Source organism: Oceanobacillus neutriphilus (genome assembly GCF_014645515.1).
Classification (GTDB): Bacteria; Bacillota; Bacilli; order Bacillales; family Amphibacillaceae; genus Oceanobacillus; species Oceanobacillus neutriphilus.
Window position 1 is genome coordinate 381737 of the sequence record NZ_BMLW01000002.1, and the last position, 16057, is coordinate 397793.

Consider the following 16057-nt stretch of genomic DNA (forward strand, 5'->3'; position numbering starts at 1 on the left):
TCTTTCTTCAATACTAGCAACCTCCTGATAATTCTCTGTCACTAAAACAAATCCTCAGGGTTTCAGTGACGTAATAAATATAATTTATAGACGTTTATTGTTGAGCAGTATCAATGTTTTAATTACAAGAAACAAAATTCAGCTACTCTATTTAGATTCTGAATCCTTAAATTAGGAAAATTCCTTTTTTCGCTTGTCCATGAGATTTAGAAGTAATTCTAATATAAGGACCAAAATAAGCGAAATACCGAAAAGTGGCATGATTAAACCTAAAATTACCATTAAACTGACAAAACCAATAGAAAGTTTTTTAGATACTTTGATTGGAGCAGACAAGCTGCCTTTTTTCTTGCGATTCAGCCATGTCATGAATCCCAGTAAAATAAGTGTTAAAAAGCCAAGACAAACAGCTAAATTAATAATTTTATTTGGCCAGCCAAATAAGTGTCCCTCATGTAATGGAATTCCCCAGGTAAACCATTTACCAATAACCCCATAATTTTGATAATCTACTTTTCCAAGCAAATCACCTGTGTATTGGTCGAAATAATTCGTTGTTTCTTCATAAGGGGAAACATCCAGACCAGTGATACCAGAATTGCTTCCTTTAGAAACGGTAAATACACCTAGCTCATCTGTTGGATAAATGATAGAATATGGTCTACTTATTCCTTCTTCATCAGCTCTATTACTAATTTCTTCAACAGACAATTGATTAGAAATATCATTAGGTGTTCTTGCTCCTGATTCATGATGTCCTGCATGCCCTTTATGATCTTCATGTTGTTCAGAAATTGGTTCTTGTTGACTTCTGGTTGCCCATGGTATTTCATTTACATCGGATGTAGGGGGATTGTATCTCATCTCTGTATTTCCTAAATCAGGATAGCTTTCTCCTAGTTTATTAATTTGGCTTCCCATAAATGCAGACCAAGGCAGACCAGTGAAAATAATTATTACCATTGGTATAGTTATAATTAAACCGATAAGAGCATGATTTCTTTTATTATTCTGCCGTCTATTCTGGGTATTTCTTACTTGAAGTGCTTTTCCCTTAAAGGTTAAATAAATACCAGATAACAATAAAAAAATAGCCCAGCATGCAGCTAATTCCATTAGATAGTTTACCAATGTTCCTCCAATAAATAGAGAACTATGTAGATTCCGAAGTACATTGGAGTATGTGAATTCCGCCTTTTGATCTCCGACTATCTGATTATTATCATCCAAAAAAACATATTTTTCATCTCCAGTATTACCTGTTAAGGTTAACCTTTTATTATAAGGTTCGTCCAACATAATTACCTTTGATACTGTATAGTCTTCATAGGTATTATTTACTTCGAATATTCCTTCTTCCAACGTGAATGTCTCTTCTTTGCCACTGTCACCAAAAAACAAATCGTCATATAAAGCATTCTCTGCATTTGTATAAAATAAATAGCCGATACCGCTTAGTGTCAACGTAATTAACAATGGTGTAATAAAAAGCGCAGCATAAAAATGCATCCTCCAAAACCTGTTATAATTGTTTAATTTCATCTGGCTCCTTCTTTCTAAAGTTTGGTTATAAATCCTTGTCTCCTTCAAAATAAGCAAAGTCTTAGAGTGCCTCTGAAAATATCATTTACTAAATTAATCATGATTTTTATACAATTCCATATCTCTTGCTTATCTTCTTTACTTTTTTTTGGAACAACAGCCGGCCTGCATTGCTTCTGTCACTCTTTCAGCAGCTTCTTCAAAACGAAGTACGGTTCCTTCAAACCCCTTTACAAATTTTTCTGCATGATCTTTATTTCCAAAAGTCAACACTTGAGGCTCACAACATCCCATTTGGAGTGAGGTATCCATCACAAACCAGGCAGTTGTGGCGCTAATTGTGGTATTTGTCATAAAATCATGACACAAAGCCTGCAAGACATCTCCTCCCAATTGTTTATGCCTCAAAATACCACAATGAGCACAACAGGTTCTTTCAATTCGATTGGCGGGAAGGATAAGTTGATAGGTAAGTTTGCCCTCATTACTTATTGGTTTATGACAGTATGTACATTGCTTTTGTTGTATCTTATTAGAAACCTCCTGTAATTGAACACCGCCAAAGATTTTTTTAACCAAACCCTGTTCCATTAGTAACTTTAAATCACGATGGATGGTCATTTCCGATACTTCAAATTTTTCGCTTAAATCTCGAATTTTCACATGACCTTCTTCCTGAATCATTTGATATATTTGCTCTTGTCTTTTTGATTTCAACAAACTATCACACCTTTAATCAAAATATAACATTTTATAACAACAGTATAGCATATTGCATTTCTGAATTGATTAGAAAAAAAGAAATTTTTATGATCAAACTGTGAAACTTTAGTGGATAAAACTAAATTCTAATAAAATTACTAATAGCACGTACTCTAAATTATTCAGAATACGTGCTGTTTCAATATTTTTGTCTATTCCTTCTTCAATTCGGAATAATTCATTCATATATTTAATATCTAGTGCACTCACAATTTTATCTAAATGCTTAAATTGGATTCGTTGCCTTTTGTCGTTGGCTAATTCACTTAATGCTGCTTAACGAATACCCGCAGTTAAGCAATGGATAAGTTATGCTCGTGTAATAAATATTTAAGTTGTATGTGTACTTTTTTCACTTCGAATCTTCCCTTAGCTGTTGACTTTAAGTTTAAGCGTATAATATTATTGAAACCTGAAAAGACACAGAAAGATTTCTTAATAGATCTACTAAGTTGTAAATTATATTTTGCAAAAATGGAAGAGATACTAATAAGCGTTTCTCATAACTTGGTTTCAAATAGAATTATACAGAAGAAGATGCATTTCCAGAATTAGCAAGACTTATTAGATTACTAGATTATAAACAGGAAAGTCTGATGAAGGGTTTGTCAAATAAAGTGTGTAAGTTCCCATTCACTCACGGTACTTTAACACGCTATCTTTTAATTCATCATGAAGAAGGAGCTGGTTCATATCCATTGCCCAGTTTTGGATATGACCGCCTCCCCACTTGGATTTCAGTTCTCTAATTCGTAAAAATAATACTTTTAACAGGGTGTTTTCTATAGGGAATTCTCCTTTTTATTACTTTTCTCAAGCTGGAATGAATGCTTTCCACTGCGTTCGTAGTGTACATGATTTTCCGAATGGCGCTTCCATAATCATAAAGCTGCTCCATATGGTTAAAATTCCTTGTCCATACATCAACCGCTCCTTGATAGCCCGCCCAATGTTGTTTAAAGGATTCAAAGGAACTCAAACAAGCTTTAAGAGCTGGTGCTCCATATACTTTTCTTAAGCTTTGGTGAACGCCTTATAATCTTTGCTTGGCACATATTTGGTCGAGTTACGAATTAAATGAACGATACAACGTTGCACAATGACTTCAGGGAAAATAGCCTGTGCACCTTCTTCTAAGCCGCTCACTCCATCGATAGACGGAAAAAAATATCTTCTACACCTCTCATTTTGGTTTCACCAAAAATCTGCATCCACTTATGCTTACTTTCCGTCTCAGTTAACCATAACCCAAGTATTTCTTTCTCTCCTTCGATGGTATAGCCTAGAATGGATATTACTGCAATTTATGTAGTTGGATTATTTGGAGTAAGCACATTAGAATATTTGCCGTGGGCATTCTTTAGTTATATAACCCCATTAATAGTCTTCTTACTTGTTTTATTAAATATTCGAGTTATACCAGTGAATGTTGATTTAGAACATGGTGAGAAATATGATAAAAGCAAACACAAACAATTGAAAAATGCGAATGTTCCGATAAAACAGAAAATAAAAATTACTATTATCTTTATAACATCAGATAATCTATCATATCACTACCAGCATGAGCCGGAAAGGGAACTGTTATGACAATGCATGTATTGAGTCGTTTCACAGTGTGATCAAGAAGGAATTAATCTTTCATGAAGATTATCAAAACCGAGAAGAAGCAAAGCGCAGCATCTTCTCTTACATCATGACGTTTTATAATTATAAGCGAATTCATTCATCGATTGGATATATGTCACCCATCGCGTATGAAAAAATGTGTCTGCGAAAGATGGTTTCATAGAAGGCGTCGTTAGCCTGTGTGTTAAAGAAAGTGGTGAACTCTCCTCTTTCTTTAACACACAGGCTAACAAGCGCAGCGCGGTAGAAATTTGAAAAAAATTCACCATTTCTAGTGTCCAATTTATTGACATAGATCCAGAACAATGGTTAGATTTCGCTCATGAACTTTGTCATGTTTTATTACAATATGGAAATCAAATTATAAACTTAAATAATCTTTACATTCAATATCAAGAATGGAAAGCCAATAATTTTGCCTTACATTTTTGCGTTCCAACATTTATGTTACTTGAATATAAAATAAACACTACTAATGAAGCTATTAATATTATTAAAAACAAATTTTATGTAACAGATAAGATTGCAAAAAAAAGAGTAATTCATTTTGAAAATCAGTTGGAATGGTCAAAAATTTATTGCAAATTAACTAATAGTATTTAAATAATTTATTTAATTTTAATAAGCATAAAAAAAGAGAGTAATAGATTAAATTCTACTACTCTCTCATTTTAAGATATAATTATCAATTACATTATACCAAGAGCCTTTGCCCCAGTGATTTTATTTGGTAATTGGTATGGTCCAATTATTCCTGTAAAGCTTTTACCTTTACCTTGAGCGTTATAAGCTTGCCATACAATTTTAGAACAATAAGTTGGATTTTTTGAAGTTTTACTTCCAGTAAACCCATATTTATAATTTTTCCCTTTATAATTATTTGAAGCCCAAGTACCAGCCTTACCAGCACTACTATTATTCACTCGATACACTTTTGTATTAGTTTTTCCATCACGTTGCCCTTTAATAATCCCATAATTTTTTTGCCATGTGTTCACGCTTACTACCTGTGGTTTTTTACCAGAACCAGCAATATGTAAAATCTGACTGTTACTTATTGCTATTCCAGCATGTCCAGTTAAACCTTTAGAAGACGTTCCATTACTAACTAAAATGTCCCCTTTTTTTAAAGTAAAAGTCTTTTTAGCAGCAAAGGTATCTATACCAGAAAGATCAGAATCACCAGTATCAAGAAGTACATCCGGTGCTTCTAATTCATCAAATAAAGCTTCGTCATTCGCTTCAGCCCATTCTTCATAAGTAATATCATCCGGTATTAACCCTTCTTCTACCAATTGATTGTAATCTTCTAAACTTAAATCCGTACCTTCATCGTTTGCTTCTTTTGCAAATGATGTGTTAGAATAAATAAACAATGAACCAACCAAAACAATAGTTATCAAAAACATAAACTTCTTAAACACTTTAAACACCTCCAACTAGAGTTTAATACCAATTATAAGGAGTCTACCATTATATGTCAATAATTAAAAGTAAAAAAGCTAGGAATATTCTCATAATAATTATTGTTTTAGTTCTACTTATAGGAGGAACAGTTTTTATGTTTTTCTATAATAAGAAAAAAGAAAGTACAGAAATAATAGATTCATACATCACTGAAAACAATTATGAAGACCTCATTAAAGAAAAAGAAATTGTATTTGATTCAAAACAAGGAAACTATAACGCAGAAATCATTTTCAAAGATGAACCAGAAAATTTTTATGAATTCTACGTAGAACCATCTACAAATAAAGTAAACGTGGCGGCTTTTGATAGTGAAAATGTAGAAATAACGGATAAATCTAAAGCAAAATATATTGATGATTAATTAAAATTAAAGCGAACAAAACTCGAATGTTTAACTATCGACAATCGGATTTGTTCGCTTTATTTCGTATTACTTTTATTTTATTTTTATTATTTTAAAATATGAATATTAGTTAATGTAATAAGGTTTAATAGGTTGTAGAGCCTAATATTTTATGGTAGTGAAATAAAGTCCATGGGTATCGCAAGGTCTCCTATTGGTAAGTAGTTGTAACTCCACAAAGTGTATAAAATAACAAAAGTCAATCAGAAATAAATGATTGGCTTTACTAATGCTATTAGCAATTTATACCACTTAATCAAGAAATAAAAGTTATTTATAATCACTAAAAAGTTCTCTAACAAAATTCAACGAAAAAACAAAAAACCCCACCAATTTATTTTTTTTGGTAGGGTTTTGGCAGGGAACTATCTTTTTTTAAATCATTTTATCCATATTAAGTTAGGAAGAATCCTTATAAATCGGTGTTCCCTCTTCAAGTTAATTTGTATTCTTATTCCCACTCCAAGTGTGCAGGTGACGCCGAAACATTGCTATATCAACGTTTATCACACCTTTAAATTGTATTGGCGGGGATTCTGGCGGAACTTATTTTTTTACTGCTTGATTCCCATTAAATGATATACTTGATTTTTCCGCTGTTCGTATATTAATGTTACCTGTCATCTCTTCCGCAATTAGTTCATCTACACCTGACCACATATGTGAATAATGCTTTAACGTAATTTCTGGACTCGAATGTCCCATACGCTTTGATAAAATCAAAACAGAAACATTAAATTCATTAATGAGATAAGACGCATGCGAATGTCGGAGTCCTTTAGCTTGAATACGATGAACATCTGCAAGTTTTGCATAACGTTGAATAATTCTAGCAAGCGTCGATTTAATCATTGGCGCTCCATCATAACTAAAAATAAAATCGTCAATCCCTATTTTTGATTGTCGTTGTTTCCATTCTTGCAACACTTGTATCGTATCCTCATCCAAAGAGATGATCCGTTTACCATCCTCTGTTTTTGTATAATCTTTTCGTTTCCAATTGCTTTTATTTATTAAATACAGTGAGTGATGAACGCGAAGCCGTTTGTTTTTAAAATCTATATCATCCCACCACAAGGCCGTTCCTTCACTAACCCGTATCCCCGTCATGAAATACGTCCACAACATCACAAAACATAAATGTTCATAAAAGTCATCCAGACAAATAACCGAGATAACTTTTTCAAATTCTTTCTTTGTCCAATATGGGACAACCGCTTTTCCTTTAGGGATAGCCTTCACCTTTTTAGACACGTTCACTTCTAGATATTGCATATCAACTGCCATATCCAGACTTTTACGAAACATACCAAATACCAAACTTGCATATGCTTGGGAATATCCAGCTCCTTTATCAGAAAGTAACCAGGTTCGATAACGTTGGACATCTTCTACTGCTAAAGAACGAAGCTCAATGTTTGTAAAACGATCTCTCATACTTTCTAAAGTTCGTTTGCGAACGTAAAAAGTACTTTCTTCCACCTCGGTTTCATAAGCTGGAATGTACACAGTGTCCATGAATTGACCATATGTCATGTGATAATTTCCATAACCATTTGCTTGATGGTATTCATTTTTCACCCGTACCAATTCTTTATAAGCTTGCAAAGCAGAAGTAAACTTTCTTCCTTGTTGGTTCGTACGTCCTTTTTTTCGGAGTCGTTTTCCAGTAATGCGATCCGTTCCTAACTCCGTTTCATAAAAATATTGACCATTGTTATCAATATAAACCCCTACATATTTGGTTTTAGCCATGACTGTCTTCCTCCAATTCTAGTTCACAACCTAGAATCGATTCGACTGTCATTTTTGGTACACGCCCTAAGCGTTTATTATTATAAAATGGATACCCTTTTTGTACCATGATTTGTTTGGCTTGTCTAATAATTCGTATCGAAGTATATTTAGGATACCCAAGTTGAATTAAATCATCTTTTGTAATCAGTTCCTTCATTATATATACCTCCCTTTCACTAACAGAAGAATACATACTAGAAACAACGATAATTTAATACTATTAAAAAATCAGACGGCTGTTGGTGCAGCTCCACGGGAATTTCACCCCTGCAAGTATTTCTTCCAGCCCTACTCATAGTTTGCGACGCTTTGAACGCTCGAACCATGACGGTAGGGGAGTATCATTATCCTAACTAATGAGTTATCGCCAGCAATCCACCACGATTGCATTAGATTCATAGATTATCGCTCGTTTCTAACGAAAGTCGTGGCGTATGAATCAAGTGGCTCATCATCAGTAAAACGTATCTGATTTTTTATTTATACTGCATGGCGTTATCTTCCATGCTTTCTTTGTCAAAGATCAAATTATGATTAATGAAAGGGAAAACCTAACCATTATTTCATCAAATCTTGAAAGCTAAAACAGATTGCATAAGCTTCGCTCGTAAGTGTTCGCGTGTATCTTCATCGATGCCCCAATAAGTATTTCCTTGTTCATCACGGAGCTTACGCATAGATAAGCTTGTCATGTAGCTTCCATAATGCAAAACAACTACTTTCATTGCTTCTGGCTCACCCTTATTTGCAGCTAAAATAATTGGGTACGGCAATAAACCACGCTCGTTGTTTTCAATATTAGAATTAATCATCCCATTCATCTGCATGTTCCTCCAAAAATCGCTTTAACCGTTCAAAAGAGCTTGTCCGCCTATACTGAACTGTACTACGTGGAATGTCGAGTAGTTGACCAATTTCCACATCAGACAGTTGAAAAAAATAGTATAGTAGGACAGTGATACGCTTTTCCTTTGGCAAGGTACGCATGGCTTCAGCAAGTAATTTCGGAGTGATTTTCTTTCCAGCCACTTGAAAACTTTGTCCTTCTTCTCCTTCATATTGCTTATCTAAGGTATAGAGTTGATTTTCTTCTTGTGGGGTGAGATCAGAAAATGTCATCTCCTTTGCTTGTCGTTGTTTTCTTTCATTAAAAATATTGATTGCTTCATTCTTCAACACACGTTTACAAAAAGCATTAAATGCACAGCGAACTTGCCATTCGGTACGATCTGGTTCTATCATGCATATCCTCTCCCTTCGCAACCGCAAAGGTGGGTGATGATTTCCCCTTTCATAACCTTCAACAAGATTTTTTATAAAATGCCAAAAATATCAGTGATCTTATTTTTTTAAAAAATATAAGGCCCAACTGATAATCAACCAGTTGGGCATAAAAATTGATATTTGTACTAGATGCTGTTTGTTGTGACATTAATGCTATAATGGTTTCATAATTATCCAAGATGTTTTTGATATATCGTAGCTTAAAAAAAGCAAAATTAATGTCCCCTTATGAAATCCTTTTTTAAAGGGAGAAACGGAGGTTTAGATTTTTTTAATCTCCATTTGATAAATTCACTACATATAGTAAAGCCTTGTCCTCCTATATTACATACGATCATCAAACGCTTATCGCCAGCTTCGAATCGTTTCCAATATATTCTCTGTATAACTCCCTGCCCACTTTACAATTCTTTCCGCCAAACGGGGTAACAATAACAATAAAATGATTCCTGCTATGCAAGCTACTATAGCACGTGGTAATGTATTAATCGCAATCATCATCACGGTCATATCAAATAATCTATACAAATAAGGAGATAAAATCATAGCGATTGGCAGTAAATAACAGACAAAAGCAGCAATAAAAGTGAAGAAACCTAGAATAAATCTTGGAAAAATCATGATCCCCACAGTAAACCAATTTCTTTTGTCTGAAATTTCCTTTGTCAATTTATCTTGTGGATCCCATTTTAAGCTAGGGATATTTATATGCGCATATTTTTCTGCTATTTTTCGATCCAAATCCAGAAAAAAAGGAATCGTCCGAAAAACTCCTGCTAAAATCGGAATACCAACAACTGTAAAACTTACTCCAACGGAAAATGTTACGCTTATTAAATAAAAAGCGAAATATAAGAAGCCAATGAAAAACCAAAGGAACAAATACAGAAAGTTTTTAAAATTAAAGATAAGCATTTTCATACAGAAAACCACCTTTTCTTTTAATAATGAAGTAGCATTAGATTCCTCACTGTCCAATACTTATTTCATTATCCATACTTCACGTCATAAGGCATAGTGACATTTTGTCATTTGTTTTCATGACTGATATTCATAATGACTTGTAGTAAAATAGTGATAGTCACATCATTAAATAAGCGGGGTTCTCTTATGTATGACATCATCAAAAAGTGGTACTGGTATGACTGGATGGTATTTGCTGTTCGCTCCATTTGGTTACTCTCTGTCCTAATCGGCTTGTGGGAATTTCATAATATTTTATCATTTCCGTTTTGGATTCTGTTTGGATTGCCCTTCATTGTCTTTTCAATTCCATTTTTAATTCAGCAATTTTTTAGAAAATACTTCATACTTACGGAGATCATCATTTCTGGAAGCTATTGCATTTTTTTGACATTCCTTCTTCATGATGCATTATGGCAGTTTATCCCGATTGCTTTTGTGATAGGGTTTTACAGTATCCTAAGAGTCTATATTTGGTCCGGACCTTTAACTATTGTGGTCATTCCTTTTATCATCGGAATGGTAACCGATCAATCTTTGACCGACACTTTTCTTCGTTTAATATCGAATTATGGTGTAGCATTTGGACTTGGTTATGCTTTTCAATTACTTGTGACCAACCATAAGCAAAGCTTGATCATCCATAAGCAAAACAATGTGCTTGAACAATATGTATACGAGGTGGAACAACTTACTCTGCAGGAGGAGCGTAATCGTTTATCGCGGGAGTTGCATGATACGGTCGGTCATACGTTTACCACGATGATCATGGGTATGGAGACAATCCATTCTTCGTTGGCGGATGAAAAGGTTGGACATAAACTGAACGTTTTACTGAACACGGCACGTGACGGTTTACAAGACATGCGAAAGCTTGTACATCAGTTGGAACCATCCGCAATGAATTTATCACTTGTTCAATATGTAAAACAGTTAATTGACAAATTTATGGAAAGTACGGATACGTCTGTTAAATTTCGATATTTTGGAGATGAATACAACTTATCAAAGGAAGTTAAATTAACGATTATTCGTTGCATTCAGGAAACATTAACGAACGCTGTTAGACATGGGCAAGCAAGTGAAATTAAAGTATCTTTATACTTCGACAGCTTGGAGCTACGCTTGCAAGTTGAAGACAATGGTGTATTGGAACAAGCGAAAAAAATTGAACTCGGCTTTGGCTTACGTGCGATGAAAGAAAGATTGCAGGCTTTGCAAGGAAATTTATCCATACATACAGACAATATGGAAGAAACGGTGATTATCTGTACTATTCCAAGAAACAGCGAAGCTAATACCGAGACGCTCAAGGTAATCTTAGTAGATGATCAACCTGGCATTTTGGATGGGTTGAAGACAACTTTGGAGAGTCACAATCAACTGCAAATTGTCGGTATTGCTGAATCTGGAGAAGATGCCTTATCATTAAGTAGCCTAAACCAGCCCGATATCGTGCTTATGGATGTAAATATGCCAAATATGAATGGAATAGAAGCCATGGAAGCGATAAAGGAGAAGAATCCCATGATCAAGATTGTGATTCTTTCATCTTTTGAGAATATCGATCAAGCGGTAGAGGCTCTGCAAAAAGGAGCAAATGGCTATTTACTTAAGTCTATTCAAGCAAAAGAGCTCATTGATACCCTTCGTTTCATTCACCGTGGAGATACCATTATCTACCATGAAATTGCTAATCAGGTGTTTGAAAAATTGAAGGAGCAAAATATTTCAGCTGGTAAACATGACAAAAATGATTATGGACTGACATCTCGAGAAATTGAAATTATTCACTATTTAGCCAAAGGTATGCGTTACAAGACCATTGCCGCTAGACTTTTTCTATCTGAAGGTACAGTTAGGAATTATGCTTCCGAAATGTACGCCAAACTTGGTGTAAACAATCGTGACCAAGCTGTAGAAAAGTGTATAGAGAACGGATTGATCCCGAATTAACTGACAGTAAGCCCCCCACTTCAAGAATTCGAGGTGAAAACGAGAATTGTAAGTGGGGGACAACTGCCAGTAAATACCCGATTGGTTCAGGCCTGCTGGACGAAGGTCACAAAGGCGTTGCGACGTACAGGACGTACTAGTGCGGGCGAAACGACAGGATGTCGTGCTTTGAGCCTGCCGACAGGATGTTGCGAATTTAGCCTTTGATCCTTACTATTCAGTGGGGGATGAAAAAAACCCCCACTGAATGAAGTTTCACTTTATATCTCATTGATCTCTTTCAGGATTTTGGTTAGATCGGGAGGAATATGGGAGTTTGTTATGTTCGTGGTCGATACGGTGGTAAAATTCCCCGAAAAAGTAGTCGACGTATTAGCACGTAAATACAACAAAAGTAGATCATCAATTCACAGGGTCCGATCCGTTGGGAAACTCCTAAACGATCGGACAAGTAATGGAGAATGGACAAAGAAAGCACTAGCCAGAACAACCGGCCATTCAATCGATAAGCTATTTGTGCTGGCCTGCCCTCTTTCTTCAGAAGCCTCAGGCGTATTGATTCCCGCTTTTCCTCCGCCAATAATGGCGACCAGAGGCAATTTGCATGATCACATACGGATTTTTTATCGCTGTTGAAAAGCTACTTTTACACCAAGCCATATATAAATCAAACCTGCAAATTTTCCACTCCATTGTCCAAGTTTGGCAGTTCTCTTCATCAAACGGCCAATGAGTCGAACACTGATAGCAATCAAGGTAGTGTAAAGACAACTCATAATCACAAATATCAAACCTAGCAATAAGAATTGAACTATCGCAGTGCCCTTTTCAGGATGGACAAATTGAGGCAGAAAAGCTAAAAAGAAAATAGCCGTTTTTGGATTCAATACCTCTGCCAAAACGGCTTGTCTGTATGATTGAAGGTTTGATGACTTTGAGACGGAAGGAAGGTCTTGTTTATTGGGCTTTTCTGCAATAGCTTTAAGCCCCATATAAATCAAATAAACTGCCCCAGCATATTTGACAAGGTTAAATGCAGCAGCTGAAGTCATCAAAATAGCAGACAGCCCCAAAACAGCAAACATTGTATGTATAAAATCACCTGTTGCAATACCTAGCCCTGTTAGAATCCCTGTTTTTCTACCTCCTCGTATGGTGCTGGACAAAGTTAAAAGTACCGCAGGACCGGGTACCAAAAATAAACCTAAAACCACCACAAAAAATGTTCCTAATGTTGAAAACTCTATCATATAAATATCGCTCCTTTTACTAGAATACTCGTCACTTTAGTTATATCGCTATTATTTTCCCTGTATAGAGTTAGCAGGAAACAATCATCAGAATTGACGATAACTCATATGAAACCTCATCCCCCATTCCATTTTGGTCTAAATTCGCCAAAGAACGAAGACGAATAGTGCTGATGAGGCTAAACTTGAAATGGTCCGAACATGGTTCCATGCTGTCCATTTTAAATAGTAATCTTTCCATAGCTCCAAACTTTCTGCATCTGTAGCTCTTATATTGGCTAATGCATCATTTAGTGGGACATTACATACCGCCGTAACCAGCAAGCTTCCCAGAAGATAAAACAAACTACCAGCTAATATATAAATGGCATTCGGTTCTTGCCAATTGAATAATGAAATAATCACAAGCAGGATACAAACAAGAGATGTCCCCATAAACACTGTAAAGAATAGTCGATTTAGCACAACATTATTTATGGACTGCATAGCCGAAATTCCCTGCTCTGGAGGGAGCCGGTAGAGAGCCTTCATGACAAATGCCGAAAATGCAAAGAATAATCCTGCAATCAGCCCAGATCCCAATAATGCAGTAAAAATTAGAATAGGAAAGAGGTTTTCGATCATATTTCATCTTCCCTTTGTGCGTTTTCTCTTAGATTGATTGAAGGGTAATTCCTCATCATTTCGTGAACCAATTGTCTAGGGTTTTCACTTTCAAATACAACATGATCAAACTCACAACCCTTCAATTGAAGCATGACGACTTCATTTTGGTTATGATAGGCTAAAAAGTATTTCTCATCTTCAATCATGAATATTCCAGCTTTATAGCCAGATGTTGTGATACCAGTTCTCTTAATAGCCGCAGTCCATGGAAAATGAAATTTCCCCACCCGAATTTCTTCAATGGAGGTGTAAGGTATTTTGATCTCCTTCCTCAAAGTTAAAGCCGCTGTCCATCCCGAAATATTCAGTCGTAACTCACGATCACCTGCCACAACTTGAAAACCCATCTTGTATCCCCTCCAATTTATACAGCCAATCATCTATGGTTTATTTAACCAGTGACCCGATGAAGGAAATCACATAGAAGGCAATTCCTTTCGGGATAAATACGATGTTGCAAATATTAAGCAGAAAACAATGAGTAATACAGATACCGTCATGGTGATGAAAAAGTGCGGTAACACATTCCCTGACGTTATGATGCTAACAGCTTGATTTGATAAATGTGCTGGATTTAGGATTTGAAATCCTCCCTCCAACAATGTAATAGTTTTCAAAAAGATTAGAACAAAAATAGACAACAATGCAATGGCCGGTGTTCTAGACAATAAAGCGCCGATTGCGATTACGAAGGTCAACATAAACAGACACCAAATGTAATAAACCCCCAGCCCAGCTGCTATCCTGGCCACGGAAACAGCTTGATATAGATAAAAAGTATAAAATACTGCTGTCAGAAATCCGAGGAATATGGAACCTGCAATCATGACAGCATGCCCTACTAACTTACTTAGCAAATATTCAACAAGTGTCGTGTTGCGCGTCAGAATAAACGCTAACATGCCATTATTTTTATCTGATGCAATGATGCCCATCGTTGCCATGACAATCACGATTAAGCCCAATTGGTCAAATTGATCGGTTAAGGCACTAGCTAATACTTCACTAGCCGTTAACTCAGGTAATGTGATCGTCATTCCATCAGGCAGTCCACCAGCCATTTTTAAAATGTCTGGTAAATAAAAAGACGATAAAGGTTGGAGAATGCCCAAAAACATAAAAACGACAGGCAACCATAATAATTTATAGCTTCTTTTTGCATCAAGCCACTCTTTCTGCAACAGAACTGTGAAACGATTCATGATGACTTCACCATCCTTAAGAAGATCTCTTCTAGGCTTTCTTGCACTAATTCAAACTTTTGAATTGGGAGCTGTGCTTTTAAAATATGGCTTAACAGCCAATCTCTTCCCTGTTCGATATTTTTAACTCGTACTTTGGCAGCATTTCCTGTTAACTCAATAGATTCAATAAGGTCTTCATTCATAAGTTGGTGTGTCCACTCGCTTAATCGAGGTGCCTGAATGATAAAGATTGGTTTTTGAGTCTGTTCAATAATTTGATGAATGGATCCGTTAACAAGTAATTGTCCTTTGTTGATGATCAGCATCTTATCACAAAGTTCTTCGGCATCATGCAAAATATGTGTTGAAAAAAGAATCGTCGATTTCTGTTTGATCACTTTAAGCAATTCCAATATATCCCTGCGTCCTAATGGATCCAATGCAGAAACTGGTTCGTCCATAATCAGTAATTTTGGTTGATGGATAAGTGCCTGTGCAATACCTAACCTTTGCTTCATCCCTCCCGAATAGGTACCAATAAGCTGATTTTCTACCTCACTCAGTCCTACCAACTTCAGCAATTCGTTGATCCTTTCTTCCAAAATATCCCTTTCTATATTTGAAAGTCCGCCCATAAATATAAGCAATTCTCTTCCCGTCATCCATGGATAAAAAGTAGGGTGTTGTGGTAAATACCCAATAAATTTACGCATTTGGTCATGGCGTTTTCCGTTAAGCAAGATTTTTCCGCCTGTAAGTTTGTTTATATCTAGTATCATTTTAATGATCGTTGTTTTACCTGCTCCGTTCGGACCGAGAAGAGCCACACATTCTCCTTGATTAATATGAAAATCAACATTTTGAACAACTTCATGATTTCCGTACTTTTTTTGGAGTTGACTTACTTGAAGTAGGTGCATCTGAGCGTTGCCTCCTTCCCAAGACAAAATATAAAATGGGACCAATGATGTTAACCAGTATAATCACAGCACCCCAAAGCCATTTATAATCCGTACTTTGATCTCTTTTTAATAAATCCACTAATGCCACAGAAAATAAGATCAGATGTAGGATTAAGATAGGCAAAAGTAATGGTAACCAAGCTCCAATTTCATCAATTTCAATGTGATACCCATAATGCATCTGTTGCC

20 protein-coding genes and 2 pseudogenes are annotated in these 16057 nt (G+C 35.6%); 5 read left to right on the forward strand and 17 right to left on the reverse strand.

The genetic code is table 11. The features are described from left to right. Positions 1-171: 171 nt before the first annotated feature. The 4 genes and pseudogenes from IEX29_RS04925 to IEX29_RS04935 all read right to left on the reverse strand — a co-directional run. Positions 172-1509: a PepSY-associated TM helix domain-containing protein gene (locus IEX29_RS04925; RefSeq protein ID WP_373290645.1), complete on the reverse strand. Its 1338-nt coding sequence runs from the start codon at positions 1507-1509 to the stop codon at positions 172-174. Positions 1510-1680: 171 nt separating this feature from the next. Continuing rightward, positions 1681-2259, reverse strand: coding sequence for a DeoR family transcriptional regulator (locus IEX29_RS04930; RefSeq protein ID WP_229720102.1), 579 nt, complete (start codon positions 2257-2259; stop codon positions 1681-1683). A gap of 111 nt (positions 2260-2370) precedes the next feature. Next, on the reverse strand, positions 2371-2514 hold the full coding sequence (locus IEX29_RS26565; protein ID WP_229720103.1) for a hypothetical protein: 144 nt from the start codon (positions 2512-2514) through the stop codon (positions 2371-2373). A gap of 423 nt (positions 2515-2937) precedes the next feature. Next, positions 2938-3605 (reverse strand): annotated as a pseudogene (locus tag IEX29_RS04935) (IS256 family transposase); the annotation flags it as partial. On the opposite strand from IEX29_RS04935, the gene IEX29_RS04940 reads away from it, so the two are divergent. The 3 genes and pseudogenes from IEX29_RS04940 to IEX29_RS27200 all read left to right on the forward strand — a co-directional run bounded on the left by IEX29_RS04940 (position 3592) and on the right by IEX29_RS27200 (position 4536). Continuing rightward, a complete protein-coding gene (locus IEX29_RS04940) occupies positions 3592-3894 on the forward strand; it encodes a hypothetical protein (RefSeq protein WP_188733470.1) in 303 nt (100 codons plus the stop codon). The pseudogene IEX29_RS04935 and the gene IEX29_RS04940 overlap by 14 nt on opposite strands. After that, positions 3857-4096, forward strand: a pseudogene (locus IEX29_RS04945) (transposase); the annotation flags it as partial. The gene IEX29_RS04940 and the pseudogene IEX29_RS04945, both read left to right, overlap by 38 nt. Before the next feature lie 128 nt (positions 4097-4224). Further along, positions 4225-4536, forward strand: coding sequence for an ImmA/IrrE family metallo-endopeptidase (locus IEX29_RS27200; RefSeq protein ID WP_373290650.1), 312 nt, complete (start codon positions 4225-4227; stop codon positions 4534-4536). Positions 4537-4622: 86 nt separating this feature from the next. On the opposite strand, the gene IEX29_RS04955 is transcribed toward IEX29_RS27200, so the two are convergent. After that, positions 4623-5357, reverse strand: a complete 735-nt coding sequence (locus tag IEX29_RS04955) for a YiiX/YebB-like N1pC/P60 family cysteine hydrolase (RefSeq protein ID WP_188733395.1) — start codon at positions 5355-5357, stop codon at positions 4623-4625. A 53-nt stretch (positions 5358-5410) separates the two neighbouring features. On the opposite strand from IEX29_RS04955, the gene IEX29_RS04960 reads away from it, so the two are divergent. Continuing rightward, positions 5411-5764, forward strand: a complete 354-nt coding sequence (locus IEX29_RS04960; protein ID WP_188733396.1) for a DUF3139 domain-containing protein — start codon at positions 5411-5413, stop codon at positions 5762-5764. Between the two features lie 588 nt (positions 5765-6352). Here IEX29_RS04960 and IEX29_RS04965 read toward each other — a convergent pair. The 5 genes from IEX29_RS04965 to IEX29_RS04985 form a co-directional block, all read right to left on the reverse strand. Then, positions 6353-7561 carry a tyrosine-type recombinase/integrase gene (locus tag IEX29_RS04965; protein WP_077604215.1) on the reverse strand — a complete coding sequence of 403 codons (1209 nt, stop codon included), beginning with the start codon at positions 7559-7561 and terminating at the stop codon, positions 6353-6355. Further along, complete coding sequence (locus IEX29_RS04970; RefSeq protein WP_077604216.1) at positions 7554-7760, reverse strand: DUF3173 domain-containing protein; 207 nt, start codon at positions 7758-7760, stop codon at positions 7554-7556. Before IEX29_RS04970 ends, IEX29_RS04965 begins: the two co-directional genes overlap by 8 nt. 409 nt (positions 7761-8169) lie before the next feature. After that, positions 8170-8424: a helix-turn-helix domain-containing protein gene (locus tag IEX29_RS04975; RefSeq protein ID WP_077604217.1), complete on the reverse strand. Its 255-nt coding sequence runs from the start codon at positions 8422-8424 to the stop codon at positions 8170-8172. Further along, complete coding sequence (locus IEX29_RS04980) at positions 8408-8845, reverse strand: RNA polymerase sigma factor (protein WP_077604218.1); 438 nt, start codon at positions 8843-8845, stop codon at positions 8408-8410. The genes IEX29_RS04975 and IEX29_RS04980 overlap by 17 nt, the downstream gene beginning before the upstream one ends. Before the next feature lie 387 nt (positions 8846-9232). Further along, the gene (locus tag IEX29_RS04985; protein ID WP_077604219.1) at positions 9233-9808 is read right to left on the reverse strand and encodes a sensor domain-containing protein; all 576 of its coding nucleotides are present in this window, start codon (positions 9806-9808) and stop codon (positions 9233-9235) included. A gap of 189 nt (positions 9809-9997) precedes the next feature. Between IEX29_RS04985 and IEX29_RS04990 the strand changes: the two genes are divergently transcribed. Next, positions 9998-11806, forward strand: a complete 1809-nt coding sequence (locus IEX29_RS04990) for a hybrid sensor histidine kinase/response regulator transcription factor (protein ID WP_188733397.1) — start codon at positions 9998-10000, stop codon at positions 11804-11806. A 407-nt stretch (positions 11807-12213) separates the two neighbouring features. On the opposite strand, the gene IEX29_RS04995 is transcribed toward IEX29_RS04990, so the two are convergent. From IEX29_RS04995 to IEX29_RS05025, 7 genes are all read right to left on the reverse strand, one after another. Continuing rightward, a complete protein-coding gene (locus IEX29_RS04995) occupies positions 12214-12405 on the reverse strand; it encodes a hypothetical protein (protein ID WP_139344884.1) in 192 nt (63 codons plus the stop codon). A 24-nt stretch (positions 12406-12429) separates the two neighbouring features. Further along, positions 12430-13056 (reverse strand): LysE family translocator, encoded by a 627-nt coding sequence (locus tag IEX29_RS05000; protein ID WP_077604222.1) that lies wholly within the window; start codon positions 13054-13056, stop codon positions 12430-12432. 138 nt (positions 13057-13194) lie between these two features. After that, positions 13195-13680: an anthrone oxygenase family protein gene (locus IEX29_RS05005; protein ID WP_077702596.1), complete on the reverse strand. Its 486-nt coding sequence runs from the start codon at positions 13678-13680 to the stop codon at positions 13195-13197. After that, positions 13677-14069 carry a PH domain-containing protein gene (locus IEX29_RS05010; protein WP_077702595.1) on the reverse strand — a complete coding sequence of 131 codons (393 nt, stop codon included), beginning with the start codon at positions 14067-14069 and terminating at the stop codon, positions 13677-13679. The genes IEX29_RS05005 and IEX29_RS05010 overlap by 4 nt, the downstream gene beginning before the upstream one ends. A 69-nt stretch (positions 14070-14138) precedes the next feature. Continuing rightward, positions 14139-14924, reverse strand: a complete 786-nt coding sequence (locus tag IEX29_RS05015) for an ABC transporter permease (RefSeq protein ID WP_188733398.1) — start codon at positions 14922-14924, stop codon at positions 14139-14141. Beyond that, positions 14921-15826 (reverse strand): ABC transporter ATP-binding protein, encoded by a 906-nt coding sequence (locus IEX29_RS05020; RefSeq protein WP_077604226.1) that lies wholly within the window; start codon positions 15824-15826, stop codon positions 14921-14923. The genes IEX29_RS05015 and IEX29_RS05020 overlap by 4 nt, the downstream gene beginning before the upstream one ends. Then, positions 15777-16049 (reverse strand): PLD nuclease N-terminal domain-containing protein, encoded by a 273-nt coding sequence (locus IEX29_RS05025; protein WP_139344885.1) that lies wholly within the window; start codon positions 16047-16049, stop codon positions 15777-15779. The genes IEX29_RS05020 and IEX29_RS05025 overlap by 50 nt, the downstream gene beginning before the upstream one ends. Between the last annotated feature and the right edge of the window lie 8 nt (positions 16050-16057).

What these genes read in the sequence shown, in the direction of transcription:
- IEX29_RS04925 (WP_373290645.1), bottom strand. Translation starts at nt 1,509, where the DNA reads ATGCATTTTTATGCTGCGCTTTTTATTACACCATTGTTAATTACGTTG.
- IEX29_RS04940 (WP_188733470.1), top strand. Translation starts at nt 3,592, where the DNA reads ATGGATATTACTGCAATTTATGTAGTTGGATTATTTGGAGTAAGCACA.
- IEX29_RS04960 (WP_188733396.1), top strand. Translation starts at nt 5,411, where the DNA reads ATGTCAATAATTAAAAGTAAAAAAGCTAGGAATATTCTCATAATAATT.
- IEX29_RS04965 (WP_077604215.1), bottom strand. Translation starts at nt 7,561, where the DNA reads ATGGCTAAAACCAAATATGTAGGGGTTTATATTGATAACAATGGTCAA.
- IEX29_RS04970 (WP_077604216.1), bottom strand. Translation starts at nt 7,760, where the DNA reads ATGAAGGAACTGATTACAAAAGATGATTTAATTCAACTTGGGTATCCT.
- IEX29_RS04975 (WP_077604217.1), bottom strand. Translation starts at nt 8,424, where the DNA reads ATGAATGGGATGATTAATTCTAATATTGAAAACAACGAGCGTGGTTTA.
- IEX29_RS04980 (WP_077604218.1), bottom strand. Translation starts at nt 8,845, where the DNA reads ATGATAGAACCAGATCGTACCGAATGGCAAGTTCGCTGTGCATTTAAT.
- IEX29_RS04985 (WP_077604219.1), bottom strand. Translation starts at nt 9,808, where the DNA reads ATGAAAATGCTTATCTTTAATTTTAAAAACTTTCTGTATTTGTTCCTT.
- IEX29_RS04990 (WP_188733397.1), top strand. Translation starts at nt 9,998, where the DNA reads ATGTATGACATCATCAAAAAGTGGTACTGGTATGACTGGATGGTATTT.
- IEX29_RS05000 (WP_077604222.1), bottom strand. Translation starts at nt 13,056, where the DNA reads ATGATAGAGTTTTCAACATTAGGAACATTTTTTGTGGTGGTTTTAGGT.
- IEX29_RS05005 (WP_077702596.1), bottom strand. Translation starts at nt 13,680, where the DNA reads ATGATCGAAAACCTCTTTCCTATTCTAATTTTTACTGCATTATTGGGA.
- IEX29_RS05010 (WP_077702595.1), bottom strand. Translation starts at nt 14,069, where the DNA reads ATGGGTTTTCAAGTTGTGGCAGGTGATCGTGAGTTACGACTGAATATT.
- IEX29_RS05015 (WP_188733398.1), bottom strand. Translation starts at nt 14,924, where the DNA reads ATGAATCGTTTCACAGTTCTGTTGCAGAAAGAGTGGCTTGATGCAAAA.
- IEX29_RS05020 (WP_077604226.1), bottom strand. Translation starts at nt 15,826, where the DNA reads ATGCACCTACTTCAAGTAAGTCAACTCCAAAAAAAGTACGGAAATCAT.
- IEX29_RS05025 (WP_139344885.1), bottom strand. Translation starts at nt 16,049, where the DNA reads ATGCATTATGGGTATCACATTGAAATTGATGAAATTGGAGCTTGGTTA.